At 46.5% G+C, this 26,823-nt stretch carries 21 protein-coding genes; 10 read left to right on the top strand and 11 right to left on the bottom strand.

Annotation, left to right across the window (positions count from 1 at the left end):
* Positions 1-154 precede the first annotated feature (154 nt).
* Together gltB and KN811_RS13945 are read left to right on the top strand one after the other, a co-directional pair.
* On the top strand, positions 155-4,681 hold the full coding sequence (gene gltB / locus KN811_RS13940) for a glutamate synthase large subunit (RefSeq protein WP_187966466.1): 4,527 nt from the start codon (positions 155-157) through the stop codon (positions 4,679-4,681).
* Positions 4,682-4,784: 103 nt separating this feature from the next.
* On the top strand, positions 4,785-6,242 hold the full coding sequence (locus KN811_RS13945; protein ID WP_187966467.1) for a glutamate synthase subunit beta: 1,458 nt from the start codon (positions 4,785-4,787) through the stop codon (positions 6,240-6,242).
* 183 nt (positions 6,243-6,425) lie between these two features.
* Here the strand turns inward: KN811_RS13945 and KN811_RS13950 are convergent, their stop codons facing one another.
* On the bottom strand, positions 6,426-7,235 hold the full coding sequence (locus tag KN811_RS13950) for an endonuclease/exonuclease/phosphatase family protein (RefSeq protein WP_216334858.1): 810 nt from the start codon (positions 7,233-7,235) through the stop codon (positions 6,426-6,428).
* A 32-nt stretch (positions 7,236-7,267) separates the two neighbouring features.
* Positions 7,268-8,170 carry a metallophosphoesterase family protein gene (locus KN811_RS13955; protein WP_187966469.1) on the bottom strand — a complete coding sequence of 301 codons (903 nt, stop codon included), beginning with the start codon at positions 8,168-8,170 and terminating at the stop codon, positions 7,268-7,270.
* A 748-nt stretch (positions 8,171-8,918) separates the two neighbouring features.
* Here KN811_RS13955 and KN811_RS13960 point away from each other — a divergent pair.
* Positions 8,919-10,805, top strand: coding sequence for a hypothetical protein (locus KN811_RS13960; RefSeq protein WP_187966470.1), 1,887 nt, complete (start codon positions 8,919-8,921; stop codon positions 10,803-10,805).
* An 80-nt stretch (positions 10,806-10,885) separates the two neighbouring features.
* On the opposite strand, the gene KN811_RS13965 is transcribed toward KN811_RS13960, so the two are convergent.
* From KN811_RS13965 to KN811_RS14005, 9 genes are all read right to left on the bottom strand, one after another.
* Entirely contained in the window at positions 10,886-11,515 is a 630-nt protein-coding gene (locus KN811_RS13965) for a carbonic anhydrase (RefSeq protein WP_187966471.1), read from the bottom strand.
* Positions 11,516-11,684: 169 nt separating this feature from the next.
* A complete protein-coding gene (locus KN811_RS13970) occupies positions 11,685-12,689 on the bottom strand; it encodes a bestrophin family protein (RefSeq protein WP_187966472.1) in 1,005 nt (334 codons plus the stop codon).
* Between the two features lie 15 nt (positions 12,690-12,704).
* The gene (locus KN811_RS13975; protein WP_187966473.1) at positions 12,705-13,382 is read right to left on the bottom strand and encodes a potassium channel family protein; all 678 of its coding nucleotides are present in this window, start codon (positions 13,380-13,382) and stop codon (positions 12,705-12,707) included.
* Positions 13,383-13,387: 5 nt separating this feature from the next.
* Positions 13,388-13,900 carry a methyltransferase domain-containing protein gene (locus KN811_RS13980; protein WP_187966474.1) on the bottom strand — a complete coding sequence of 171 codons (513 nt, stop codon included), beginning with the start codon at positions 13,898-13,900 and terminating at the stop codon, positions 13,388-13,390.
* A gap of 68 nt (positions 13,901-13,968) precedes the next feature.
* Complete coding sequence (locus tag KN811_RS13985; RefSeq protein ID WP_187966475.1) at positions 13,969-14,289, bottom strand: nuclear transport factor 2-like protein; 321 nt, start codon at positions 14,287-14,289, stop codon at positions 13,969-13,971.
* Positions 14,290-14,373: 84 nt separating this feature from the next.
* Entirely contained in the window at positions 14,374-14,739 is a 366-nt protein-coding gene (locus KN811_RS13990) for a DoxX family protein (RefSeq protein WP_187966476.1), read from the bottom strand.
* A 150-nt stretch (positions 14,740-14,889) separates the two neighbouring features.
* Positions 14,890-15,645, bottom strand: a complete 756-nt coding sequence (locus KN811_RS13995) for an SDR family oxidoreductase (protein WP_187966477.1) — start codon at positions 15,643-15,645, stop codon at positions 14,890-14,892.
* A 97-nt stretch (positions 15,646-15,742) separates the two neighbouring features.
* Complete coding sequence (locus KN811_RS14000) at positions 15,743-16,300, bottom strand: TetR/AcrR family transcriptional regulator (protein ID WP_187966478.1); 558 nt, start codon at positions 16,298-16,300, stop codon at positions 15,743-15,745.
* A 140-nt stretch (positions 16,301-16,440) separates the two neighbouring features.
* Positions 16,441-16,908 (bottom strand): Lrp/AsnC family transcriptional regulator, encoded by a 468-nt coding sequence (locus KN811_RS14005; protein WP_187966479.1) that lies wholly within the window; start codon positions 16,906-16,908, stop codon positions 16,441-16,443.
* Positions 16,909-17,152: 244 nt separating this feature from the next.
* Here KN811_RS14005 and eat point away from each other — a divergent pair, with 244 nt between their 5' ends.
* The 7 genes from eat (at position 17,153) to KN811_RS14040 (ending at position 26,822) form a co-directional block, all read left to right on the top strand.
* Positions 17,153-18,493 carry an ethanolamine permease gene (gene eat, locus KN811_RS14010; protein WP_187966480.1) on the top strand — a complete coding sequence of 447 codons (1,341 nt, stop codon included), beginning with the start codon at positions 17,153-17,155 and terminating at the stop codon, positions 18,491-18,493.
* On the top strand, positions 18,475-19,821 hold the full coding sequence (locus KN811_RS14015) for a glutamine synthetase family protein (RefSeq protein WP_187966481.1): 1,347 nt from the start codon (positions 18,475-18,477) through the stop codon (positions 19,819-19,821). The genes eat and KN811_RS14015 overlap by 19 nt, the downstream gene beginning before the upstream one ends.
* A gap of 86 nt (positions 19,822-19,907) precedes the next feature.
* Positions 19,908-21,059 (top strand): iron-containing alcohol dehydrogenase, encoded by a 1,152-nt coding sequence (locus KN811_RS14020; protein ID WP_216334860.1) that lies wholly within the window; start codon positions 19,908-19,910, stop codon positions 21,057-21,059.
* Between the two features lie 9 nt (positions 21,060-21,068).
* Complete coding sequence (locus tag KN811_RS14025) at positions 21,069-21,806, top strand: gamma-glutamyl-gamma-aminobutyrate hydrolase family protein (protein WP_187966482.1); 738 nt, start codon at positions 21,069-21,071, stop codon at positions 21,804-21,806.
* A 5-nt stretch (positions 21,807-21,811) separates the two neighbouring features.
* Positions 21,812-23,179, top strand: coding sequence for an aldehyde dehydrogenase family protein (locus tag KN811_RS14030; RefSeq protein WP_187966483.1), 1,368 nt, complete (start codon positions 21,812-21,814; stop codon positions 23,177-23,179).
* 503 nt (positions 23,180-23,682) lie between these two features.
* Positions 23,683-25,254, top strand: a complete 1,572-nt coding sequence (locus KN811_RS14035; protein ID WP_187966484.1) for a TonB-dependent receptor plug domain-containing protein — start codon at positions 23,683-23,685, stop codon at positions 25,252-25,254.
* The gene (locus KN811_RS14040; RefSeq protein WP_187966485.1) at positions 25,218-26,822 is read left to right on the top strand and encodes a SusC/RagA family TonB-linked outer membrane protein; all 1,605 of its coding nucleotides are present in this window, start codon (positions 25,218-25,220) and stop codon (positions 26,820-26,822) included. The genes KN811_RS14035 and KN811_RS14040 overlap by 37 nt, the downstream gene beginning before the upstream one ends.
* Position 26,823: the final 1 nt, after the last annotated feature.

Consider the following 26,823-nt stretch of genomic DNA (forward strand, 5'->3'; position numbering starts at 1 on the left):
TAATTTCTGCTTTCCTTAGTAATGGATTTAAATTATCGTTAATGATATTTTAATAAACACGAATTAATTTGTTTGAAATCCGAATAAGTGTGCATATTTCTATGTATATGTGTTAATTTCGTTGATGATTTTTTAACACCAATGACATAGAGCTATGAGACTTAAGCAGCAAGGACTTTATCACCCGGAGTATGAACATGACAATTGTGGAGCCGGTTTTATCTGTAACCTGAAAGGAAAAAGAACTAACGATATCATTCACAAAGCCCTGGATATTCTTATCCGCCTGGAGCACCGGGGAGCCGTTAGTTCAGACGGTAAAACGGGAGATGGTGCAGGGATACTCATAGAAATACCTCACGAATTCTTTAAAAAAACATGCAGCTTTGAACTGCCGGCCCCTAAGGAATATGCCGTTGGGATGCTCTTTTTGCCAAAGTCCCCGAACCAGGTCAAGGTATGTGCCCGGATATTTGAAGAGAACATAGCCAAACAGGGACTGCATATCATTGGCTGGAGAAAAGTACCGGTAGACCATAACTGCATCGGGAAGATCGCAGCCGAATCGGAGCCTACGACCATGCAGGTGTTTATCGGCAAAAATGGCAAGGATCTTACCGAAAGAGAATTTAATGCCAGGTTATATGCCGCACGAAAGATCTCCGAACATCAGGTGCTGAAATCCAACTTTTCCGAAGCCGATTATTTCTATTTCTCAAGTCTGTCTACAACGACCATTATATACAAGGGCCTGCTGATGCCCCAGGACATCAATATCTATTACAAAGACCTCAATGACCCCGAAGTGGTGACCAAGCTCGCCCTGGTGCACCAGCGTTTCTCCACCAATACCTTCCCTACCTGGGACCTTGCACAGCCTTTCAGGTATATGTGCCATAACGGGGAGATAAATACCCTGAAAGGTAACCTGAGCCGAATGAAAGCCCGGGAAGAGCTCTTTAAGAGTGAGATCTTTGGTGATGACCTGAAAGATATCCCCCCGATCGTACAGGACGGAAAGTCCGACTCCGCTTCCATGGACATGGTACTGGAACTGCTGTTGCAAACCGGGAGGTCCCTTCCCGAAGCTATGATGATGATGGTGCCCGAAGCCTGGGAAAAACACCAATCCATGGACGGCGATAAAAAGGCATTTTATGAATACAACGCCTGTATCATGGAGCCCTGGGACGGGCCCGCTTCCATTCCGTTCACCGACGGTAATTATATCGGAGCCCTGCTGGACAGGAACGGGCTGCGCCCATCACGGTATACGGTGACCAAAGACGGGTATGTAGTGATGTCGTCCGAAACCGGGGTCATCGATATAAAACCTGAAAATGTAGAACATCACGGCCGGCTCGAACCAGGGCGTATGTTCCTCGTTGATATGAACGAAGGCCGTATTGTGGGGGATGAAGAAGTGAAAAAGAAGATCGCTTCCGAGAGGCCCTACCGCAAATGGCTGGATGAAAACCTCCTTCCGCTGGCCGCTGTGCCCTATACGGGAAACAAGACCCCCGTCGAAAAAATGGACATCCAAACCCGGCAAAAGCTTTTTGGCTATACGCAGGAAGACATAAAGACCATCATTACCCCCATGGCTACCGAGGGTAAAGAAGTTATCGGCTCCATGGGCTTTGACACCCCCCTGGCGGTATTGTCCGAAAAGCCACAGTTGTTGTACAACTATTTTAAACAGCTTTTTGCCCAGGTGACCAATCCGCCGCTGGACGGTATCCGGGAAGAGATCGTTACCGATATAAGTCTTACGATCGGGGGAGACAAGAATATTTTTGACATCATTCCGGAGCAGGCCAAAAAGCTCTGTATCCAGAACCCGGTGATCTCCAACGAGGATCTGGACAAGATAAAATATATAGACCATCCCGATTTCAGGGCAAAATCCATATCCATCCTGTATGAAACGGATAAAGGGCTCAACGGGCTCGAGTCCCGGCTCGATGCCATAGTGTCCGAGATCTCCCTTGCCGTGGACGAAGGGGCGAATATCATGATCCTTTCCGACAGGAATGTCGCTGAAGGCTATGCTCCCATCCCGGCCATACTGGCGTGCTCTTTTGTACACCATTCCCTGAAAAAACTCGGAAAAAGATCGTCCATCGGTATCATCATCGAATCGGCAGAACCGAGGGAACCACATCATTTTGCCATGCTGTTCGGATACGGTGCTAGTGCCATTAATCCCTATATGGTCAACGAGATCATTGAAGAACTCGTGGCCAACGAAGACATTGTAAGTGCGGATAAGGAAAAAGCGGTTCAGAATTTCAACAAGGCCATAGGAAAAGGGATCGTTAAGATCATGAACAAGATAGGGATATCCACCCTGCATTCATACAGGGGGTCCCAGATATTCGAAGCCCTTGGGCTCAACAAAAAGTTTGTAGATAAATATTTCTGTAATACCGCTACACGCGTAGAAGGGATTGGCCTTTATGAACTGGAAAAAGAAATTCGCAAACGATACGACAAGGCCTTTGAAGAAGAGGGCGTGTCTGCCAATCTCCGCCTGGATATCGGGGGCGACTATCGCTGGCGCAGGAATGGCGAACGGCATATGTTCAACCCCGCCTCCGTAGCCAAACTGCAACAGGCAGTACGGGACAATAAATATGACAGTTATAAGGAATACTCAAAGATCATCAATGAACAGGGTGAACGGTTAATGACACTGAGAGGAATGTTCAGGTTCAGGAACCTGAGCCCTATTCCTATCGAAGAAGTAGAACCCTGGACAGAAATCGTAAAGCGCTTTAAAACCGGGGCCATGTCTTTCGGATCTATCAGCCAGGAGGCTCACGAAAACCTGGCCATTGCCATGAACCGTATCGGTGGAAAAAGCAACTCCGGGGAAGGTGGCGAAGACCCTAACAGGTTTCACAAAGACCTGGACGGTACCTGGCGCAACAGTGCCATCAAGCAGGTAGCCTCCGGAAGGTTTGGTGTTTCCATAAATTACCTGACCAATGCGAAAGAAATACAGATAAAAATGGCCCAGGGAGCCAAGCCTGGAGAAGGCGGACAGCTTCCCGGCCCCAAAGTATATCCATGGGTGGCCAAGGTAAGGAACTCTACGCCCTACGTAGGCCTGATCTCCCCGCCCCCGCACCACGATATTTATTCTATTGAAGACCTGGCACAACTCATCTATGACCTGAAGAATGCCAACCGTGAGGCCAGAGTCAATGTAAAACTCGTTTCGGAAGTAGGCGTGGGTACCATAGCCGCCGGTGTAGCCAAGGCCAAGGCCGATGTGATCCTCGTTTCCGGCTATGACGGAGGTACCGGGGCATCCCCGTTAACATCCCTGAGACATGCCGGGCTTCCCTGGGAACTCGGGATTGCCGAAGCCCAGCAAACCCTGGTGCTTAACGACCTGAGGAACAGGATTGTTTTGGAGTGCGACGGTCAGCTAAAAACCGGGAGGGATGTGGCTATCGCCTGCCTGCTCGGGGCCGAGGAATTCGGTTTTGCTACCGCACCACTCGTAGCATCCGGATGTATTATGATGCGCGCATGCCACCTGAATACCTGCCCCGTGGGAATAGCCACCCAGGACCCTGAACTGCGAAAGAACTTTAAGGGCACCCCGGAACACGTGATCAATTTCATGTATTTCGTAGCCCAGGAGCTGCGGCAGATCATGGCAGATCTCGGTTTCCGTACCATCAACGAAATGGTGGGCAAAAACGAGAAACTGGACATGAACAGGGCCATAGAGCACTACAAGGCACAGGGCATTGACCTTTCGAAAATACTCTACAAACCTCAGGTCGGCGATGATGTTGAGGTATACAATACAAAAAAACAGGACCACGAACTGGAAAATGTCCTGGATTTCGATATTCTGAACGAGGCGCATCCGGCGGTATACCGTAAAGAAAAAATGGAGCAGTGTTTCATTATCAACAATACCAACCGGACTACCGGGGCCATCCTGAGCAACGAGATCTCCAAGATCCACGGGGCCAAGGGCCTTCCTGAGGATACGCTTACCCTGAAATTTACAGGTTCTGCCGGACAGAGCTTCGGGGCGTTCGCTACCCACGGGCTTACCATGATAGTCAATGGTAATACCAACGACTATTTCGGGAAAGGCCTTTCGGGAGGTAAACTGGTGATAAGAGTACCGGAAAAAACCACTTTTAAGCCAGAAGAAAATGTTATTATAGGTAATGTAGCCCTGTACGGAGCCATCACCGGGGAAGCGTATATCAACGGTATAGCCGGAGAGCGCTTCTGTGTGAGAAATTCCGGGGCAAGAGCCGTTGTGGAAGGTATTGGCGACCACGGCTGTGAATATATGACCGGCGGTGTGGCCGTGATCCTTGGTAAGACAGGGCGGAACTTCGCCGCGGGAATGAGCGGAGGCGTAGCCTATATCTATAATGGTTCCGGCGAGGTAGACAATCGCAACTTCAACCTGGAGATGGTAGAGCTGGAAGACCCGTCCGGAGAAGATATGGACGAAGTAAGGCAGTTGATCGAAAACCACTATGCCTATACTGCAAGCCCACTGGCAAAAAGACTGTTGGACGACTGGAAAGCCCAGCAAAACAGATTCGTCAAGGTCATGCCTGTGGAATACAAGAAAGCACTGGAAAGGCTGGCCAGGGAAAAGACATTTGAAAGCGAGGAATTGGCAGTAAACAATTAATTGATAGATTAGGTGGCAACCGGTTGCTGAACGGCGGTCCCTGAGCTGGGGCGAAGGGAGCCGAAGCACAAAAAATCAAGGGCACAATAAAAAGACAACGACCATGGGAAAATTAAGAGGCTTTTTAGAATACGACAGAAAAGTAGAAAACTATATAGAAGTAAAAAAACGGGTACAGAACTACGAGGAGTTCACCGTAGACCTGGCCGAAAAGGAACTGAACGAACAGGGAGGGAGATGTATGGACTGCGGTATACCGTTCTGCCATAGCGGATGCCCCCTCGGAAACCTGATCCCCGATTTTAACGATGCAGTATACAGGAACCACTGGCAGAAGGCACTGGATATTTTACATTCCACCAATAACTTCCCGGAATTTACCGGTAGGCTCTGCCCGGCTCCCTGTGAATCGGCATGTGTACTGGGAATTATTAAACCGCCTGTTTCCATAGAACTCATAGAAAAGTATATCGTAGAACGCGGGTTTAAGGAAGGTTGGATAAAAGCCGATCCGCCTGCAGAACGTACCGGGAAAAAAGTAGCCGTGATCGGTTCCGGCCCTGCCGGGCTTGCCGCTGCCCAACAACTGAACAGGGCAGGGCACAGTGTTACCGTTTTTGAAAGAGACCGGAAAATAGGGGGCCTTCTGCGCTACGGCATCCCTGATTTTAAACTCGAAAAACATGTCATAGACCGCAGGATTGCCATTCTCGAAGAAGAAGGCATTGCGTTTAAGACAGGCATACACGTAGGGGTTAATTACGATGTGGAAGAGCTGAAAGCATACGATGCCGTAGTATTGTGCGGCGGAGCCACTTCCAAAAGAGGACTCCCTATTCCCGGGGCAGATGCCAAAGGAGTGGTGCAGGCCATGGAATTTCTGAAAAGGAATAATGAAGTCGTGGACGGCCTGGAAGAACCCGTAGCCGATCTGCATGCCAAAGGAAAGAACGTCATTGTAATAGGTGGTGGAGACACCGGGTCTGACTGTGTTGGGACATCTAACCGTCACGGGGCAGAATCGGTGACCAATTTCGAGATCATGCCGATGCCGTCTAAAGAAAGAGCTGCCGAAAACCCCTGGCCGTTCTGGCCCTTTACCCTTAAAAACAGCTCTTCCCACGAAGAAGGATGTGACCGGAACTGGAGCATTGCTACCAAAGAATTTATCAAAGACAAGGACGGAAACCTGAAGGCCCTGAAAACTATACAGGTGGAATGGGTTAAAGTACCCGGACAACGTCCGCAACTCAAAGAAGTAGAGGGCACGGAAAAAGAATGGCCCTGTGAGCTTGCCCTGCTAGCTCTCGGATTTACAGGCCCGGAAAAACCCCTTAGCGAACAATTGGGACTGGAACTCGACCAGAGAACCAATATTAAAGGAAACGACTATCAGACCAACGTTCCCAACGTCTTCGTGGCCGGAGATATGCGGAGGGGACAATCGCTTATCGTGTGGGCCATATCCGAAGGCCGGGAAGCAGCACATCACGTGGATAAATTCCTTATGGGCAAATCATCTCTCCCATTGAAAGAAAAGGGAGACCTGCCTGCTGCATAAAATACGGACGAAACAAATTAGAGCGTAAACTACTTTTCCTCTATTTTATTTGTGTTAGTGTAAGTGGAAAGAGCCGGATCATCGTGTCCGGCTCTTTTTTTATGATTTAGGACTAAATGACTTAGGGCATACGACATGTATGCTTCGAAGGCTTAAGTCATATGTCCATACGTCTTATGTCATTTAATCGTGCAGTTTCACCTTCACCACAACAGGCAAATGATCAGAATGATCGGCCTGGGGTACTTTCACGGCAGAGATATCCCAGTCGGCATTTTTGCTCAGCCATATGTAGTCTATCCGCGCACGCGGAGCATCTGCCGGAATGGTGAGTTGCGGTGATCCGAATTCCAGGGCCGAATCTGTCCAGCCGGGTTTCAGGACTTTATAGGGGGCAGATCCTTCCTTGAAATTGAGGTCGCCCGCAAGGACTACGGGATGGCCCAGGTTCAGAAGAAAATCGTTAACAGCCTTGATCTGTGCTACACGGTTTTCCTCGAACTGATGACAAAGATGTGTTGCGGCAAAAGTGATCTTTTTGCCCTTGGCATATTCGAGCGTAGTGTATATCATGGCCCTGCCTTCACCTCCTTTGGGAGTGGGCAGGCTCAGTACTTTGAATTCCGCCGGTTCTGCTGCGAGGAGTCCCTCGCCATATCCGCCTTTGCTAAAGTCTATGGCCTTGCCGAACCCTCCATGCATGCCGGTGAGCTTTTCCAGTTCCCTGACAAGGTCCTTTTTCTCGCCATTGTTGAACCCGGCTGTGCGCTGGGTCATGCTGTCTACTTCCTGGAGCGCTGTAAAATCGGGCTGATATTGATTGATGACGTCAGCGATGCCTTTTAAATTGCTTTCGCCTTCCTTGTAATTGCTCTCCCCGTGATAGATATTATAGGTCATCAGGGTAAATTCGGCAGGTTCTTTCTGGCCTTTACAGGAAAAGAAAAGCAGGCAAAGGCCCAAGGACAAAAAACTCTTGTACAAAGATTTCATGAAGATATGGATTAGGTTGAACATTTCGATGATCAGTATGTATGGGGAATATAAGTATTTGTAAAGCTGCCGTCGTTGTAAAGTTCCAGAATGGCATAGCCGGGGGGAGTTTCCTGGCAATACCCCTTTGCGGCAGAGCTCTTATCTCCTTTTTCCCACCAGAAGCCGCTCATGGCGCCGTTACAAAAATACGACACCCCGTTATAGGAAGCGCTGTCCAGCAAGTGTTGATGTCCGCTCAGGCACAGTTTTACCTTGTCCCGGTGTTTGTAGAACAAGGTTTTAAGGGCCTGGTAGTCCGAGTGCATACCGCCTTCCCAGAAAGGAGTGACCCCCAGGATAGGGTAGTGGGACATAAGCAATACCGGAGTGTTTTCGGGAAGTTGTTCCAGTTCGTTCTTCAGCCATTGAAATTGTTCTTCATCGAGCGATACGGAAGGATTGTTCCCGTCCAGGACAATAAAGTGCCATCCCTTTTCGGAAAAGCTGTAATACCTGCCCGGAATATGTAACCGCTGCACTACATATTCTTTTCCGTACATGCTGTCCTGTTTATCCGGGGCTGCCCACCATATATCGTGATTGCCGATGCAACTGTATATTTTATGCCCGTCGATCTCCCGGATACAGTCGTCCCATATGTTCCATTGTTCCGTAACCCTTTCCCGGGTAATATGGTCGTAATCGGCCGCATAGATGGAATCGCCTCCGTTGAGGAAAAAGTCCACACCGAGCTTGCGGAGCTCCCGAAGACATTGCTTAAAACGGCGGGGAGCATTTTCTTCCGGACGGATATGCACATCGGTAATATGAGCGATTTTCAGCACCGGGGATCTCTTTGTTGTCTTGTTTTGGGCGAGCAGGGGAGTGGCAAAGGTGGCAGAGAGGCCTGCTGAACCTGTACCTGCAATTTTTATAAAATTTCTGCGTTTCATTTGTAGGTGGATTCCATGTATTAAGTTTAAAACAGTTTATTAAAAGATCAGGGTAGGAACGCACAAAATATTCCCACACCTGATCTCTACTCAACACACATTTCTTTATTAAAAAGGTATGACCTTGACTTTTCTTTGCAGATAAATTTTTATGTGCACGAACACAAACTAAAAACAAATGTAGTGATTTTTATTGGATGAAAAAAGTTTGTTTTTTTAACTGGTTATTATACACATTATATAAGAGCCAAAGTCAGGCAAAAACTCCTCAGCTCCGAAACTCCCTCCAACAAAATCGTAAATCATTATTTAACGTGACTAATGTTTAAGCTCTCTGGATCAAAAACATTTAAAAATTACAACCTTTGTTTGAGATTTCTAACAGGCTCCTCTACTTCGACAAGTGATATACTGAGCTTGCCGAAGTGCTCAGCACGTGTCTTCGTCTGAAGAGGGGAGCCTTTTTTCTTATCTATTATTCACGTTATTTAAGGAAAACTCATAGGGATAAGTTGCACATTGCAAATAGGGGAATAATCCCCTTTTAATTCGGGGATAAGTCCCCTTGTGACCTGTTGTCTTTGGAAATACTTTTGGACTATTAAACTTTCCCTCACTACCTGCCTCTTTTCCTTGTTTCGAAGTATACATTACAATGTGCGGGAATTACATTTTGTCGGGAAAGATATGCGTCAAAAATACATGAAGTATACAATTATAATAGTCTAAACCATTAAACAATAACATTATGAAGTACGCAATATCCGGCAGATTATATGCTGCCATATGCGACGATGAAAAGCACATTATCGCAAACACAAAAGTACGTGTTTACCGGATCGAACAGGACATCAATATGGCAACCGCACTTACGGCAGCCCGGAGCAAGGAGGTTAGCAGGGGGTATGAAGAAAATGAGATCAAGGCCCGGAAAAGTATGCTGCTTGCGGAAACTGAGACTGACGGCAGCGGGCACTACGAATTTGAAATTGACGGCGACAGGCATAAATACAATGGCGGGGCCATTGAAGTGGTCCTTCATTATGACAAAGTGCCCGGCTACGGTCAGCAAAGCACTACCGACCCCCGGGGATTTAAGCCCTTTCAGGTGCTTTTGGATGTCATCCAGCCCAAATGGCGCGAGACCAATACCGGGGCCGCTGCTGTCTGGAACTATACTTTGCTGCGCCGCATCTGGTGCTATATCTTACAACGCCTGGACATCTGGGTGATCTGCGGAACGCTTCTGAATTGTGAATCGCAACAACCCCTGGAGGGTATTGAGGTCATAGCAATGGACGACGATATCATAACAGACGACAGGTTGGGCAGCGATATCACGGACAGTAATGGAAAGTTTTGCATTTATTATCGCTCTGCCGATTTCAAAAAGACATTCCTGTCGCCGTGGATCAATGTAGAGACCACGCCTGTTTTCAGCTTTGACAACGGGCCGGACATTTACTTTAAATTTGCAGCGGGTGGTATGGAGTTTCATGCAGAACCCACTTCGGAGGCCCATAAGCCCAGCCGTAAAAATGTGGGCAATTGCCTGTGTGTACGCTTATGCCTGGACGACGCTCCCCAGGGAACCCTGGACCCACCGGCGGCTTTCTATCAGATCGGGCACAACCGAAAATATCACCCGGTGCTCAATATTGATCCTGCTACGGGCCGGACCACCGGTAAGGCGGTACTTTCCTGGAACGAACAGGCATTTTTCTCTACCGTGGAGTTGCGGGGGTCCCTGTCGGAAGAGTTGAACTCCAATCCCGTGGAATACAAATTCCAATATGCAGAAGTGCCGTCGCCGGGTACAGATATTTCAAGTATAACAACCTGGACCGATGTAACCCCTGCGGATATTGCACCCACTGTAATTGCCTCCCGGGTAACACAATACTTTCCAATTATTGAAGTAGATTATTATGCTATTAAAGCCACAGGAGCACAGGTAGATGTACCCTTCAACGGAAATTGGATCCAGGTTCCCCAATACAATGGCCCGGGTTTTGGTATTGCTTTTGACGGATCACTGATCAAATTAATTACCCAGAACCTGGCAGGCAGCCAAGTGAACAAATCGGGCCTCATTGCGGGCAATAGTTCGGCACCCTTGGAAAAGAACCGTTATTTTGTCCTCAGGATGCGCAAGCGGGAAGCCGGTAATCCGGCCACAGAAGTAGCGGCAGGATTCTCACGCCCCCTTGCCATTTTTAACACGGTATATCAAAATGTACCGCAGGGGGGATCCTGGTTGCCTGCCGCATCAAGTAGCGAATTAGGGATAGCAACCGTTGACCTGCAGGAATTGGCGGATGGTGGTGGTTGCTCCAAATTAACCAATACGCTACGTGTAAACTACACTGCTGCTAATCCTAATCTGGGCCAGGTAAGCATATCCATGAGTGGCCCCGGCGGACCTCATAATTTTGAGCCTGTGGTGTTTACCACTCCGGGGGAGGAGGCTCGCGGACAAGCAAATTATACGGGTACGGACAATACGGTGGATCCCAGTGATGTGGCTTCGTTGCCCAGTTGCTCGTATGAAGTGAGGCTTACAGCCGAACTTAACCTTACCAATGGCGAACAACAGCACCATAACATCTGGGACCGCGTTCTGTTTTGTAAGTAGTATTTAATACATGCCAAAAGGTTAAAAGCTTGAAGGAGATTGAAAGGTTTTAGATCAATCTCCTTCAAGCTTTTAACCTTTCAGGAAGACAGGTTATAGATTTGCATGATGTCTTTCAGGAGGCTGTCAAAATCGATCTTCAGGTCGATCAGTTTTCCGCTGTGAATATCAAATACCCAGCCGTGGACCTTCAGCCCTCTTTCTTTATAGGCCTTTTGTACCGCTGCTGTTTTGATGAGGTTTATGCATTGCTCCTGTACATTGAGTTCCACAAGGCGGTTATATCTTTCGGTTTCATCTGCAATGGCGTTCAGTTCTTTTTCGTGCAGGCGATATACGTCCCTGATATTCCGGAGCCAGGGGTTGAGTATACCGAGATCTTCGGCCTGCATGGCTGCTTTTACCCCACCGCAGAAATAATGTCCGCAAACCACTACATGTTTTACTTTCAGGTGGTTTACGGCATAATTGAGTACAGACATCACATTGAGGTCTATACTGGTCACCATATTGGCAATATTCCGGTGCACAAAAACCTCTCCCGGCTGGGCACCCATAAGGTCCTCCGCAGTAACTCTGCTGTCAGAACACCCGATGTACAGGATCTCGGGGCTCTGCCCTTTGGACAGGTTCTTAAAGTAGTCCGGGTCCGCTTCCAGTTTGCGGGCGATCCACTTTTCGTTGTTCTCAAATACTTTTGTCAGTTCCATGTAATTATGATTTAAGCTATTTGTATTCTTTGAGCTGTTCAAGGTTTAGAGTTGCGGATTCCCGGTTTAAGGGTGTTTGATAATGGTTGATTTTAGTTTTTTCCAGGTTCTGTTTTCAATCTCCGTCAATCTCAACCAATCTCTACTCAATCCCCGGACGACCGGATCATTACATTAAAATATTATTTACCGGTTGTGCCGCCGGGGGCAGGTCGGTTTCGTCCAGCATATCCCTGAGGTCTATTTCAATGGTCCGGCTCAGGGCGGCCATCGGAATATCGTTGGCACTACCTTCAAAAGGGTTTTCCGTACTTTCCCCTACCTGTTCGAGAGAGGTGAAAACCCATCCTACCACTATGCTGAACGGTACGGTGAGCCATACCCAGTACGCTCCCAGTTTGTCAAATTCATTGAGCATACCGAAAGGGAGCATCCATACCAGCAAACGTATAAAAAATAAGTTAATACTGGCAAATTGCCGGGGATAGGGAAAATTCTTGATACGTTCGCCCTGACCCTGGAAGACGTAAAAGTCGTTCAGTACGTTTTCCATTTCCACGAGGCATAACGTATCGAGTTTCCCGTTGCCGTTGAGTGCTTTCAGGTGACCGGATTGCAGGGCGATGAGTTGTGTGGCCCGGTTTTTTTTGCTCAGGATGTGTTGTCGTTCTTTTTCGGACAGAAAGGGCTTCAGCTCTTCGGCCAGGTCGGTTTCCCATTCGGGGACCGTATATCTTTTGAGATATTTCCGGTTGTACTTTTTGGTGTGGATATTTTCCCAGTTCTTGGGGGTACGAAGTTGAAAACGGAGGGCCGTAAGCCAGGCGATATGGCGGTAGATCAGGGCCCGGTGTATTTCTTTTTCCGTCTCGGGCTCATCGGCTCTGATGTAGTCCCTGACCATAATTCCCCAGGTGCGGCTGCTGTTAATGATGGAGCCCCATATCTTCCGGGCTTCCCACATGCGGTCATAGGTGGCATTGTTCCTGAACCCCGCGATAAAAGCTGCAGCCGTACCTATCAGGGCTATCGGGACCCAGGGAATACCCAGCCATTTCCATCCTACCACCTCGTAGAGGAAGGTAGGGACAAAGGCAATGACGAACAGGAGGAAAATGGAGTGTTGTGTCCAGTGTAAAAATTCTTTGAGTCGGTAATGGCTTCCGGTGTGCATCGTATTCGGATTTGATTATTTGCTGTTTTGTAAAGAAGTGTATTTACTGATCATGATCCCGATAAGGACCACGGTATAAAACTGTCCTGCCAGCCCTAACATGGCCGTGGCCAGCTTGGAAAAGTGATTGGCCGGGGTAATGTCCCCGTATCCTATGGTAGTAAGTGTGATATTGCAAAAATAGACCAGGTCCAGGTAAATGGTTATAAAATTCCGGGGGTCGATACCTGTAAACGAGTCCGGGATGGAGTAGTATATCAGTTGCATGGTAAAGATACCGATCTCGATAAGTAACAGGTACCCGCAGGCCGATGCCGAAACAATATCGAGGTTCACATGGCCCGGTTTAACGAGATACCGCAATATCTCGATAAAGATCATTGTATAAAAAGCAATGTGGACCACACTCACCACCTGCATAAACAGTGCGTCCGGTTTCATAAAGGAGGATGCCACGGGAACCGCGACGACCAGGACAAACAGAATATTCCGCAAAAGCAGGCGTATACGGTTCTTACAGGAAAAGACCCCCAGGCTGAAGATGCCCAGCAACAGCATGTTTATCGGCCATACTACATGTGCGTAAAATTCAATATTACTGAAAAAAACACCGATATAGAGGTGCAGTAGTAAGGCTGCGAGTAAAAACTCGTATTTTCTTCGTCTGAGAATGCCTAAATAGTTGTTCTTCATAGGTTTCAGGGTGCTATCAGAGCAGCATAGATCATATCGTTCCCGTAAATGGAGGCCTTTTCACCGATCTTTTCCACGGAAGTATAGCCCAGGGACTGAAATATATCCGTAAGCCGGGCAAAACTTACCGGGTAGGGTACCCATGCGGGTATCGGAACGGTTTTGTCGTATTCTATGACAATGAACTTCGCCCCGGGTTTTATATAGGTGCTCAGTTTCTTTAAAAAGGAGAGCTGGTCTTTCACGTAGTGCAGGGCATTGGCCATCAATATACCGTCGAGTGCTTTCAGGGGCAGAGGGTCTTTTACAAAATCGGCTTTTATAAACCGCACTTTTTCGGAATCCTGGTGAAAGTAGTTAGTCCTGTCTACCGCATAAACAATGCTGTCTTCCGGAAGGTAATGCGACAGGGCCATGGAAAATATTCCCGTTCCACACCCCAGGTCGGCCCAGTTTCCTGACGATCTCAGTGTCTCACCTGCGGGCTGTATAAATGCAATGGCCTCTTCTGTTTTCACAATATCGTAAACTAAAGTCGAAGGGCCCAGGTACCGAGTACAACCTTAAACCTTGAATTTTGAATCTGTCACCCTGCCTGTCCGATATCCAGGCGATGTATTTTCCCTGTATGATCGATATGAAATTTAAAATAAACCTTAAAGTCTCCCCACTGGTCGGAATGGAACTGGCCGTAGATATCCTTTCCGTCGTTCTCCACCTTGTCTATGGAGGTAAAACGTTCATGACCTATGGCGGTGTTGTTAAAGGCCTTGAGGTCCCTGGGGCTGCCGTCGTCGTACAGTTCGGCATCGGGAGTAAATAAAGACGACCAGGTTGCGTTATCCCCTTCCTGTAAGGCGTCAAAAGCATTTTTTACGATTTCATTGGTAAGTTCGCTTGTATCCATAATTTATACAATATTGATTTTTTATTTCTATTTGTGTCGTTATGGTTGATAAAACACAACATAAAGATAAGGATAATCCTTTCGTTATGATGCATTTTTAAAAGGCAGGGGGTATTTGAGATATATAATGATGAGGTTTAAGAGGAAAAAGGGAAGCTCAATGAGCACCCCTTTGAGATTTCCTTCGTTGAGGTGAAAGCCTATGATGAGAAGTATGGTAGATGCCATTAACACGTTACCGTACACAAAGGTTTTTGAGAACAGGATCATCAGGGCGCTGCAGAGGGTCAGTACTCCGAGGACCTTTAACCCTGTTACGGAAAAATCCCATTTACTGAACATCTCTATCATTTTCCGGGATCCTGAGAACATGGCCCATCCCTGTTTGAGCCCCATAGTCACGGCTATGAGTATAAGTATGGAATTAATGATCTTCAGAGTGGTTATCATACATTTGATCCTTTTGACTGAACTGAGGCTCTTTGGTGTTAACAGGTTTAGATATTCAATATACGAAAGATTTATCGAAAGGCATTCACAAGAAGAAAAACGAGGCTGGGTTTTTAACATAGAAGATAGCCTCGTTTTTGAAAAAATGGATTATCTCGTAGTATACCCTCCGTTGGCAAAGATGGTCTGCCCTGTGATCCACCAGCCGTCTGTGGCGAGGAACTTAACGATGGGAACGATATCGTCAATAACGGTCAGAAAGCCGTTCATAGCCTGGGATTTGTGAAATTCCACCCGCTCCGGGGTTTCCTGGCCGTAAAAGAACGGAGTGTCCATGGGGCCGGGGCCGATAGCGGTGACGGAAATACCCCTGGGGCCAAATTCCTTGGCCGCGGCACGGGTAAAGTGTTCTACGGGAGCCTTGCCTCCTGCGTAAGTGGAATACCCGTCGGTAAAAGCGGCGAGCAATGAGGTAACGACAGTAATGATCTTACCGTCTTTTTCCAGGTTTTTCCCCGCTTCCTTGATAAAGAAATATGCAGCCTTGGAGTTAATGCCGAACATTAAATCGTATTCCTCTTCGGTGGTTTCCACGATCGGTTTACGGAGGACCATTCCCACAGTGTTAACGGCTATGTCCACCCGGCCAAACTCCTCTTTGGCTACTTTAAAAAGTTCGGCTACATTGTCCGGTTTGGTGAGGTCGGCCTGGAAGAGCACAGCTTTGCGCCCCAGGGCCTCAACTTCTTTTTTGGTTTCTTCTGCGGTTGCTTTTGTAGCATCGCTGTTATAATGGATGAAAATGTCAGATCCTTCTTTGGCAAAAGATCTGCTGATAAGTCCACCGAGGTTTTTGGCCCCGCCGGCTACTACGGTTACCTTGTTCTGAAGGGAAATTTTAGCCATGATTATCGTTTTTTAATTAGATACACAACCAAAATTATAAGGTTCAGACTGAATATTCGCTCAGTGTTTGTTAAAAAAAAGTTAACAGGGATTTCCCCTACTTTTTAATTGAATCCCAGGCCATTTTCAGAAATTGATTTCTCATTTTATGGTCTACATCGATCTGTAATTCCGAGGCGCATTTCAGCCAGTAACAGACCGATCCGAAAACAAAATAGGTGAGGTGCTGCGGAGCAAGGTCCTTGAAGAGCCCCTGTTCCAGTCCCCGGGCATACATTTCGTCAAAGCGGTGAAACCGGGACATGGCTTGTACCTGGGTTTTCTTTTCAATGACCGGCGAAAAGGCATACTGGCTTATAAAATTGAATTTCAGGGGATGGCTCAGGAAATAGTCGATCATCCGTCCGTAGATATCGTTAAAAGTGTCGGGCACGCTGTTGCGTTCGTCATAATTGACAAAGATCATGGCTGCTTCTTCCGTCTTGATCTTTACGTAAATACCGTTAACAATATCTTCCTTATTCTTAAAACGCTTGTAAACGCTTCCCATACCCACCCCGGCGCGGTCTGCTATATGCGACATGGGGGTGTGTTGCAACCCCTGGCGGATAATAAGTTCCATGGCGGCATTCAGTATTTTCTCTCTTTTGTCCATAATGCAATGGTATTGGGATAATTATTCCGGATTGACAGGGGACAAAATTATTTATTTTTTTCAAGGCAAAAGATATTCCATGTGCAGTTTATGACGATGGATCATTTCAAGGGGGACACAGGGGGGGGTAATATGCAGGCTCAATTCGTAAACAAAGGAAAGCTAGTAGTATTGATCACTTCTTTCATTACAAAGTGACTTTCCATATGGCGGACATTTTTTATAGAGGCCAGTTTCTTAAAATGGAATTCGTGAAAATGATCTATGTCCCTGGCATATACTTTAAGCTGAAAATCAAAAGCCCCGGTAATGTGCAGGCATTCCACAACTTCAGCGAATTTTTTGATTTCGTTCATAAAGTTAAGAGCTCCTTCTTCAGAATGTTTTTCGATATTCACAAAAACCAACACCATAACATTCAGCCCCAGTTTTTTCCGGTCCAGTAAAAACACTTTTTTCTTGAGCAAGGACATGGCATGCAGTTTCTTAATACGCTCGTAAACCGGGGTGACCGTAAGGTTGGTGGCTGCGGCGAGCTCTTTATTGCTTATGTTGGCATCTTCCTGTAAAAGTGCCAGTATTTTCAGGTCCTTTTCATCGAGTTTCATATAATAGTTGTTTTGATCTAAAAACAAGAATTTAACAAAAAAAAATAGAATAAAATTTCTTTATAGATCATTTATTATAGATTTATCTTTCAAAAATAAAAAAAAATTAACAATAATTGGTTGTATAAATAAAATTTACAGTAGTTTTATACGGATTTAACAGTTTGTTTTCATTTCTGATAAAGGAATGCTATGGATTATGAGGTAAACAAAATGATATGTACCACTGGTAAAAGAATGGAAAATGAGTGGAGTACAATTAAATAAAGCACTTAATCCTTTGATGTTATGGGGGCTCGGTGTAGGTTATGTGATTTCCGGAATGTATTTCGGGTGGAACCTGGGGTTGGCGGAAGGCGGTACCTATGGCCTGGCTATAGCAACGTTCTTTATCATTATTATGTATTGCACCTTTACCTTCAGCTACACGGAGATGGCCTGTGCCATACCCAAGGCAGGCGGGGCTTTTGAATATGCGAACAGGGGGCTTGGAAGGCACCTTGGCTTTGTGGCCGGGATTGCACAGAATATTGAATTTGTTTTTGCACCGCCTGCTATTGCCGCTGCCATCGGAGCTTATTTAAATTTATTATACCCTTCAGTAGACCTGATGGTATTTGCCATCGGTGCATATCTTATTTTTACAGGGATAAACATACTTGGAGTAAAACTGGCTGCTTCTTTTGAATTGGTTATTACCATTTTGGCCATTATAGAACTGCTGATCTTTGCCGGGGTAGCTTTACCTGAATTTAAGTTTGAAAACCTGCAATTGAACCCTATGCCCAACGGTTTTTCGGGAATTTTTGCAGCCATTCCTTTCGCTATCTGGTTCTTTTTGGCCATTGAAGGGGTGGCCAATGTGGCCGAAGAAGCCATAAACCCCCAACGCAGTGTGCTTATTGGCTTTGGTTCTGCCATCATAACCCTGGTAGTGTTGTGTGTCCTCACTTTTGTGTCGGCCGTAGGAGTGGCAGGGTGGGAAGCCATAGTATATCCTGAAGGGAGTGCAGTGACCTCAGATTCCCCGTTGCCTTTGGCTTTATCTAAAATTATTAATGAAAGCCATATACTGTACAAATTGTTGATAGGTATTGGCCTGCTGGGCTTGGTAGCATCTTTTCACGGAATTATACTGGCAGGCGGAAGAGCCACTTTTGAATTCGGGAGAGTGGGCTATGCCCCGCAGGTACTTGGAAAAGTACATTCAAAATTCAGGACTCCTGCCAATGCGTTGATTGCAAATATGGTCGTAGGCATCATAGCCCTGTTTACAGGTAAAACAGGGGAGATCATCGCTATTGCGTGTTTCGGGGCACTGTGTTTGTATATAGTTTCCATGTTCTCCTTCTTTGCTCTTCGCAAAAAGGAACCTGCCATGGAACGCCCCTTCAAAGTGCCTTTATTCCCTTTATTTCCGGCTTTGGCCCTGGTCATAGCAGTTGTAGCCCTCATTTCTATGATATATCACTATCCTGTGATTGCCATTGTTTTTTTGGGGATAGTGAGTCTGTCATACCTATACTTTTTACTGTTCCTCAATAAAAAAATGAGATACTCAACTTTATGGACACAAGAGAAATAATATCAAAATTAAAAGAGAGTAAACATCAAAAGCTAAAGGTTGCTATTGCCGATATAGACGGAGTGCTAAGAGGTAAGCTCATGCATCGGGACAAGTTTATTTCTGCTTTGGAAAACGGGTTCGGATTCTGTTCCGTAGTATTTGGCTGGGATATGAATGACAGCGCTTACGACAACTCAAAAGTTACTGGTTGGCATACCGGCTATGGCGATTTTGACGCGCAAATAGATATAAATACATACAGGACCGTGCCCTGGGAAGGAGACATACCCTTTTTTCTCGGGGATTTTAAGACCTCAAAAGATATGCCTGTTTGTCCGAGGAGTTTGCTTAAAAAAATCAAAAGTGAAGCTGAAAACATGGGGTATCTGCCCATGTACGCCCAGGAATTTGAGTGGTTTAATTACCGGGAAACTTCTAAGGTCTTACACGATAAAGAATTTCAGTGCCCACAGTCCATTACGCAGGGAATGTTCGGGTATTCTATCTTAAAAATGTCAGAGAACAGCGATTTCTTTCACGACCTTTTCGACTTGCTGGAAGGTTTCGGGATCCCCTTAGAAGGTTTACATACCGAAACAGGGCCGGGGGTGACCGAAGCAGCTATTCTGTACAGTGACATCCTGGAATCTGCAGACCGGGCTGTGCTGTTTAAAACAGCCGTAAAGGAAATTGCATACCGGCATGGAATAATAGCCAGCTTTATGGCTAAACCCTCTAAAGAATTACCCGGGTGTGGCGGACACATACATCAAAGCCTTTGGGATGGAAAAAAGAATGTGTTCTACGCTGCTTCTTCCGAAGACAATATGAGTGAGATCATGCGAAGTTTTATTGCCGGGCAATTGTATTGTCTGCCCAAAATATTACCAATGTTCGCGCCCACCATAAACAGTTATAAACGATTGGTAGAAGGAGCCTGGGCACCAACCACCCTTACCTGGGGTGTAGATAACAGGACCACTTCCTTAAGAGCTATAACGGCCTCAGAAAAGTCTACCCGCATAGAACACCGCGTGGTAGGATCTGATGTCAATCCTTATCTGGCCATGGCAGCCTGTTTAGCCAGTGGCTTGTATGGCATAAAACACAAATTAAAACTAGACATCTCCAAAACCACTGGCAATGGCTATAAAGATGTGAGCAACGGCATATTGCCAGCCAACTTATATGAAGCAGCTAACCGAATGAAGGACTCCAGTGTAGCCATAGAGCTTTTCGGCGAAAGTTTTGTAAATCATTTCTGCGGAAGCAGGGAATGGGAGTGGCGGCAGTTCTCTGCAGAAGTAACCGATTGGGAAAAGAAAAGATATTTTGAAATTATTTGATATATCTCAGAAGCAAATACAATAACTCAAAATGAATTTACCATCCGTGATAAACTCCGGATAAAATTTAACCTAAACATATTTGAATGATAGACATAAACCAAACATATAGTTTTAATTTCCCTACACCCATTAGGTTTGGGGCCGGAGTCCTTGATGAATTGGCGGGCTACCTGAAGGAAAACCAACTTAAAAAACCACTTCTGGTAACGGATCCGCTTGTGGCAGAACTCGACTTTTTTGCTGAGATCAGAAAAAATCTGGAACAAAGCGGGTGTAGTGTAGAGGTGTTTCAAGAGATGCATAAAAATCCGGTGAAATCCGATGTCATTAAAGGCGGGGAAATGTACCACCAAACCAGCCGGGACTGCGTTATTGGCATTGGTGGCGGTGTGGCACTGGATGTAGCCCGGGCAATTGTACTCCGCGTAAACCACACCAGAGACCTTTTTGATTATGACGACCTGATAGGAGGTGATAAGTACGTAACCGGCGAGGTCCCGCATTTTATTACCATACCCACTACGGCAGGAACAGGTAGTGAAGTAGGCAGAAGTGCCATTATATCGGAAGATGACTCTAAGAAAAAGCGGATCTTATTTAGTCCCAAACTATTGGCAAAAATAGTTTTTGTAGATCCTTTGCCGACTATGGAGCTACCTCCATTTGTAACGGCAGCAACGGGAATGGATGCCCTGACCCATAACCTCGAGGCCTATCTCGCCAAAGGTTTTCATCCCATGTGCGATGGTATAGCACTGGAAGGGATGTCCCTTATTGCCCAATCCATAGAAAAAGCTACTAAAAAACCGGATATAGAGTCCCGCTCAAAAATGTTGCTGGCATCGCTCATGGGAGCCATAGCATTTCAAAAGGGACTGGGAGTGGTGCACAGCCTTGCACATCCGCTCTCCAGCCTGTTGGATACCCATCACGGCCTTGCCAATGCAGTGAACCTGCCCTATGGTATGCGGTTTAACTATGAAGGCTTTGAGGCTTATTTCGATAATATGGCCTATGCCCTGGGCATTGGTGCAGGCAAAGGAGATAAGGTAGTGGATTACCTTTTTGAGATGAATGACAGGTTGGGCTTGCCTTCCAGGCTTTCGGAAATAGGGGTAAAAGAGCCCCATATAGAAGAATTGTCCATCCTGGCGGAGGCCGATTTTTGCCATCCGTCCAATCCAAAACCAGTTAGCAGGGAAGATTTTAAACGGCTTTATAAAGAAGCATTATAACGATTTATCATGATAAGAATAGGGATAACTTCCTGTTTTATGTACCCGGACAAAGAAAGAAACGTCTTTGGTCCGAAGTCATTGAATTACCTCGAAAATGATATGGTGAGGTATGTGACCAGGAAAGGGGTGCTTCCGGTTCTGCTTCCCGATGTGGATGACCTTTATCTGAACAATATCCTGTCGGAGATGGATGGGTTTGTATTGCAGGGAGGTACGGATATTGCTCCCGAAACCTATGGAGAAAAGCCGATAGGGAAATGGAAGGGAGATGCTTACAGGGACCGGTACGAACTAAAGATCCTGGACTTTGCCATCAAAAACTCAAAACCCGTACTGGGCATTTGCAGGGGATTTCAATTGATGAATGTCTATTTCGGAGGTAGCCTGTACCAGGATACCTCCACACAAAATCCCGAAATAGGCCCTCATCGCTCAGCAGACCTGTACGATACCGTTAGGCATCCTATAAATTTCGTAGAAGATACCTATCTGGCAAACCTTTATAAAGATGAAACAGATCCGTATGTAAACACGGTTCACCATCAGGCGGTCAAGGAACTGGGAAAAGATCTGGAAGTCTATGCCCTGTCTGCGGACGGCCTTATCGAAGCCTTCGGGTATACCGGGGAACCGGCAGGTAAGGTTGTGGGTGTACAATGGCATCCGGAGTTCTTCCATACCATAAAGGAAGAGCTGATCGATGCAGACAAATTATATGAGGCTTTTCTTCAACATACAAAATAACACTTATGAAGATAAAAAATCCGGCAACAGGAGATATCATCATCGAATTGAAAGCAGATACGGCGGAAACGTTGAAAAACAAGTTCAATGCCCTCAAAGAGGGGCAGAAAAGCTGGTCGGCCCTTTCGGTCGGGGAGCGCCTGGAATGTATTGAAAAGTTCGGAGCCCTGGTACAGCAGCATAAAAACGAGCTTGCAGCCATACTGACCGAAGAAACGGGCAAACCCATACAGCAGTCCCTGAACGAAATTACAGGGGCACATAACAGGATAGACCATCTGTGTAAGTATGCTGAGCGCTGGCTTTCTGAGGAAGTGCTGGTGGATTCCGGGAATACCCGGGAGAAAATTGCCTATGAACCCCTTGGGGTCATCGTCAATATATCGGCCTGGAACTTCCCGTACAATGTAGGATATAATGTGTTTTTATATGCCCTGGCAGGGGGAAATTCAGTGATGTACAAACCTTCGGAATACGCAGTCCTGACCGGAAAGCAGTTTGAGAAATACCTGCACCGGGCCGGTGTTCCCGAAAATGTATTCCAGTGTGTGATCGGCGATGGCCGTTTGGGGCAGTTGCTGCTGGAAGAAGACTTTGACGGTTATTTCTTTACCGGCTCTTATGCCACCGGAAAACACATTGCGGAAACCGTTGCCCACAAGCTGGTGCCCGTTCAATTGGAACTGGGCGGAAAGGACCCGCTGTATGTTACGGACGATGTGCCGGATATAAAACAGGCGGCAATCAATGCTGCAGAAGGCGCTTTTTACAATAACGGACAGAGTTGCTGCGCCGTAGAACGCATTTATGTTGCCGAACGCATCTATGACGAATTTATAGACGCCTTTGTAGAGGAAGTTAACGCTTATAAGGTGGGGAACCCGGTCGACCCCGACACTTTTATCGGACCGCTTACCCGCGAACAGCAGTTAGGGTTTTTAAGTGACCAGGTAGCTGATGCTTTAAACAAAGGAGCCTTCTTAAAGGCGGGCGGACAAAGCGTGGAAGAAAAAGGATACTATTTCCGGCCTACAGTGCTGGTGAACTGCGATCACCGGATGAAGGTGATGACAGAAGAATCCTTTGGGCCTGTAATAGGGATCCAAAAAGTGGCATCTGATGACGAGGCAGTATCTCTTATGAAGGACACCCCTTACGGACTGACGGCGGCGGTCTTTTCTTCAGACGAACAAAGGGCCTTGAACTTATTGAGAAAAATGGATACCGGAACGGTCTACTGGAATTGCTGCGACAGGGTAAGCCCCAATGTTCCCTGGTCGGGGAGAAAGAATTCCGGACTCGGATCTACATTGTCATTTAAAGGAATACGGGCATTTGTACAACCCAAATCCTATCATTTGAGAAATTGGTGATATGTAGGGATCCCGAAAAGGAAAAACTGAAACCGGACTGAAAAACATAGCCACCTTAGACTGGCTGTTTTTAACACTAAAATTAAGGTCGAAAACAGGGAAATATCAACACTCTGGCTTTTAACCCTCTTAAAGATAAATTAACGGCAAATTAAATATTGATTGATCTTTTGTTTATAGAACCGTAACCTTTATATCACTTAGAGGAAACCTCACGGATAACTATTATCAACACCTTTGCGCGGGTTGACAATTTTCTCTGTGAAGGACGGGACTATCATAAATAAGGATGAAAACAACTGGTATGATAATATAGAAATGTTATCGATAACATTTCTATATTCAGGTCTTATGGCCACTCTTCCCAAATCTTGTAATGCCCTTTACGACTTGTCCGGGTTGTATTGACCACGATAATGGTTACAGGCTGGCGAAAGCTATGACGGCAATTAAACAGGATATCAGATACACTAAATAACTAATTAACTAAAACCAAATTAACAATGAAGAACAAAACAAAATGGTTAACCTTGCTTTTGAGAAAAGGGGGTTATCTACTTGTGGCGTTGTTGCAGACCGCCGTTTTGTTTGCCGGCGACGGTAACAATAGCGGGAAGCAGGACCAAACAAGACAAGAAGGTATTCAGATTAAGGGGCAGGTAACTTCTGCCGATGACGGAATGCCCCTGCCCGGGGTGTCCGTATTACTTAAAGGAAGTGCTATAGGAACCGTAACCGACCTGGACGGGCATTATGAGATCGAGGTCCCTGACGAGCAGAGTGTGCTGGTCTTTACTTATATCGGATTTGCGCAGGCAGAAGAAGTTGTCGGTTCCCGTACAACGGTAGATATTGCTATGCGGGAAGACGTTCAGCAGTTGGAAAACGTGGTGGTTACAGCGCTTGGGATCAAAAGGGAAGAGAAAAAACTGGGATACTCGGTACAAAGGATCGACGGTGAAGATGTACAGAAAGTGAAAACGGTAGATGTAGCCACCGCACTGACGGGTAAGGTAGCCGGGCTCTGGATACAGAACAGCACCGAATTCGACCAGGCTCCGGATATCCGTTTGAGGGGAGGAAGCAGTAACCCCTTGCTTGTTGTAGATGGAATACCGTACGGAAATATGAGTTTGAGGGAAATTGCTTCTGACGACATAGAGAGTATGGATGTTTTGAAAGGAGCTACGGCCTCGGCACTATACGGTTCCAGGGGTAGTGGGGGCGCTATAATCATTACCACCAAGAGCGGGGGTAACGGTATTAGTGTAAACAGTAATAATATGATGTTTGCCGGTTACCTCGCACTGCCCAAAGTGCAGCATTCTTATAGTGCGGGTATCGGAGGGGAGTACAACTCTATAGATTATGTCTGGGGAAATAAACTGGACGCTGGTGTTATGCGGGAACAATGGAACCCGGAAACCAAGCAGATGGAAGAAATGGAACTGACGTCCCGGGGCAGGAACAATTTTAAAAATTTCCTGGAACCCGGCTTTATAGCCAACAATAATATCAGCTTTGCCCGCTCGGGAGATATTGGCTCTATCCGTACCTCCCTTACCCATGTGTACAATAAAGGGCAATACCCTAACCTTCGTCTTAATCGGTTGAATGCCAATGTGGTAGGGAAGCTGAAGCTGGGCGATGATTTTGAACTGCAGGGTAACGTGGGGTATAACCGCAGTACGGCCCCCCAAACTACGGGAGCAGGTTATGGAGATCAGGGGTTTATATATCAGATATTAATGTGGACAGGTCCGGAATACGACCTGAAGAAATACCGGGACTATTGGGTAGTGCCCGACCAGCAACAGAACTGGCACTACAAAGCCTGGTATGACAATCCTTACCTGATCGCCTATGAAAAGCTAAATGGCGTGGAGCGGAATATGACCAATATAAACCTGACCTCTACCTACAAGCCCTTTAGTGGGGCCAAGATCACCGCAAGGGTGGGGTACGATTTTTATTCCGATGAGACGACCAGGAGGACCCTCCCGGGATTAATTCCACCCGTGGGTGGCACGCCAACGGTATGTTTGGCCAAAACCAGAGCAAGGGGTATAGCCTGAATACCGACCTGCTTTTTAATTACGAAAAGAAAAAGGTTTTGGGCGATCTTGATATAGACCTTACTGCCGGAGCTTCGATGTATAAATGGGAAGACCAGTTTCTAAGCGCTTCTACCAGGAACGGGATCATTATCCCGGGGATATATTCCCTGAACAATTCGGCAGAGCGTCCCAATGTTTCTTCGTCCCGATTCAGAAAACAGGTAAACAGCCTTTTCGGACTGGCATCCCTGTCATGGGACGGCGCAGTCTTTCTGGATGTGACCGGACGTAACGACTGGAGCTCATCCCTGCCTTCCTCTACCCGGTCGTTTTTCTATCCTTCGGTGGCGGGAAGCGTACTGATCAACGAACTGGCTTCCATGCCTCAATGGATGGACCTCTGGAAAGTAAGGGGATCCTGGACATTGTCAAAACAGGATCTCGGCGTATATGCCACCAATGTAAATTACAATCTCGGAGTGGGGGCCTGGGGCGATTACAATACAGCAAACTACACCAGGAACATCCGGAGAGATGAAGATGTTTCCCCCCAGGTGAGCAGGACATGGGAGATCGGTACTGCCGCCTTTTTATTGAAGAATCGTTTGAATGTCGATGTGGCTTATTACAATATTTATACCTACGACCGCCAGATATCTGCTGCGATCCCTGCATCCTCAGGTTTCACTTCCATTCTTGTCAATACCGAAGAAACCCGGGTTCAGAGAGGGGTGGAGATCACTTTGAATGCAGGAATCATCAAAAAGGAGAATTTTAGCTGGGACGTAGCCCTGAACTGGGCAAAGACCCATCAGTATTACAAAGACCTGGACCCCGTATATTCCCCTGATAACCTGTGGACCAAAGAAGGAGGGCGTGTGGATAATTACACCGGGACAGCCTGGCTCCGCGATCCGCAGGGAAATCTGATAAACACAGATGGCGGATTGCCGATAAGAAGTGATTATACAACTTTGTTCGGGCATAGTGATCCCGACTTTATCTGGGGCTTTACCAATGCCATCACCTGGAAGGATTTTGATTTTCACCTGAGCTTTGACGGTAGGGTAGGCGGATTGCTTAACAATTATTCTTCCTATAAAATGTGGGATACGGGAGCACATCCCGACAGCGATAACGAATGGCGTTATGACGAGGTGGTGAACGGCAATACCTCCTATGTGGGTGAAGGAGTGCAGGTAGCCTCCGGGTCTGTCACTTATGACCAATACGGGCAGATCGTTGAGGATACCCGTACTTATAAACCCAATGAAACCCCGACGTCTTATGAAACCTATGCCAGGAGATATGGCGATGGCACCCTCGGAGCAACCGATCCTACTTTTATTAAGCTGAGGGAAATTGCCATCGGGTATACACTTCCGAAATCTGTCAGCGAAAGATGGGGTATGAGCCGTGCCAGAGTATCACTGACTGCCCAGAATGTATTCCTTTGGGCTAAGGATTTTAAATTCGCCGATCCTGATTTTAACACGGATACCGAACTTACTTCCCCTTCTCAAAGGTTTGTGGGACTGAATATTAATTTGCATATCGCACATCCAGATAATTCCAAAAAACGATAAA

This window comes from Sinomicrobium weinanense (assembly GCF_018863395.1).
In the GTDB taxonomy this organism is placed as follows: domain Bacteria; phylum Bacteroidota; class Bacteroidia; order Flavobacteriales; family Flavobacteriaceae; genus Sinomicrobium; species Sinomicrobium weinanense.

Coding starts and splice junctions, on each gene's coding strand:
- KN811_RS14020 (WP_216334860.1), top strand. CDS start 19,908: ATGATAGACATAAACCAAACATATAGTTTTAATTTCCCTACACCCATT.
- gltB (WP_187966466.1), top strand. CDS start 155: ATGAGACTTAAGCAGCAAGGACTTTATCACCCGGAGTATGAACATGAC.
- KN811_RS13945 (WP_187966467.1), top strand. CDS start 4,785: ATGGGAAAATTAAGAGGCTTTTTAGAATACGACAGAAAAGTAGAAAAC.
- KN811_RS13985 (WP_187966475.1), bottom strand. CDS start 14,289: ATGGATACAAGCGAACTTACCAATGAAATCGTAAAAAATGCTTTTGAC.
- KN811_RS14025 (WP_187966482.1), top strand. CDS start 21,069: ATGATAAGAATAGGGATAACTTCCTGTTTTATGTACCCGGACAAAGAA.
- KN811_RS14015 (WP_187966481.1), top strand. CDS start 18,475: ATGGACACAAGAGAAATAATATCAAAATTAAAAGAGAGTAAACATCAA.
- KN811_RS13955 (WP_187966469.1), bottom strand. CDS start 8,170: ATGAAACGCAGAAATTTTATAAAAATTGCAGGTACAGGTTCAGCAGGC.
- eat (WP_187966480.1), top strand. CDS start 17,153: ATGAGTGGAGTACAATTAAATAAAGCACTTAATCCTTTGATGTTATGG.
- KN811_RS13975 (WP_187966473.1), bottom strand. CDS start 13,382: ATGAAGAACAACTATTTAGGCATTCTCAGACGAAGAAAATACGAGTTT.
- KN811_RS14000 (WP_187966478.1), bottom strand. CDS start 16,300: ATGGACAAAAGAGAGAAAATACTGAATGCCGCCATGGAACTTATTATC.
- KN811_RS13995 (WP_187966477.1), bottom strand. CDS start 15,645: ATGGCTAAAATTTCCCTTCAGAACAAGGTAACCGTAGTAGCCGGCGGG.
- KN811_RS13960 (WP_187966470.1), top strand. CDS start 8,919: ATGAAGTACGCAATATCCGGCAGATTATATGCTGCCATATGCGACGAT.
- KN811_RS13990 (WP_187966476.1), bottom strand. CDS start 14,739: ATGATAACCACTCTGAAGATCATTAATTCCATACTTATACTCATAGCC.
- KN811_RS14035 (WP_187966484.1), top strand. CDS start 23,683: ATGAAGAACAAAACAAAATGGTTAACCTTGCTTTTGAGAAAAGGGGGT.
- KN811_RS13970 (WP_187966472.1), bottom strand. CDS start 12,689: ATGCACACCGGAAGCCATTACCGACTCAAAGAATTTTTACACTGGACA.
- KN811_RS13965 (WP_187966471.1), bottom strand. CDS start 11,515: ATGGAACTGACAAAAGTATTTGAGAACAACGAAAAGTGGATCGCCCGC.
- KN811_RS14040 (WP_187966485.1), top strand. CDS start 25,218: ATGTTTGGCCAAAACCAGAGCAAGGGGTATAGCCTGAATACCGACCTG.
- KN811_RS14030 (WP_187966483.1), top strand. CDS start 21,812: ATGAAGATAAAAAATCCGGCAACAGGAGATATCATCATCGAATTGAAA.
- KN811_RS14005 (WP_187966479.1), bottom strand. CDS start 16,908: ATGAAACTCGATGAAAAGGACCTGAAAATACTGGCACTTTTACAGGAA.
- KN811_RS13950 (WP_216334858.1), bottom strand. CDS start 7,235: ATGAAATCTTTGTACAAGAGTTTTTTGTCCTTGGGCCTTTGCCTGCTT.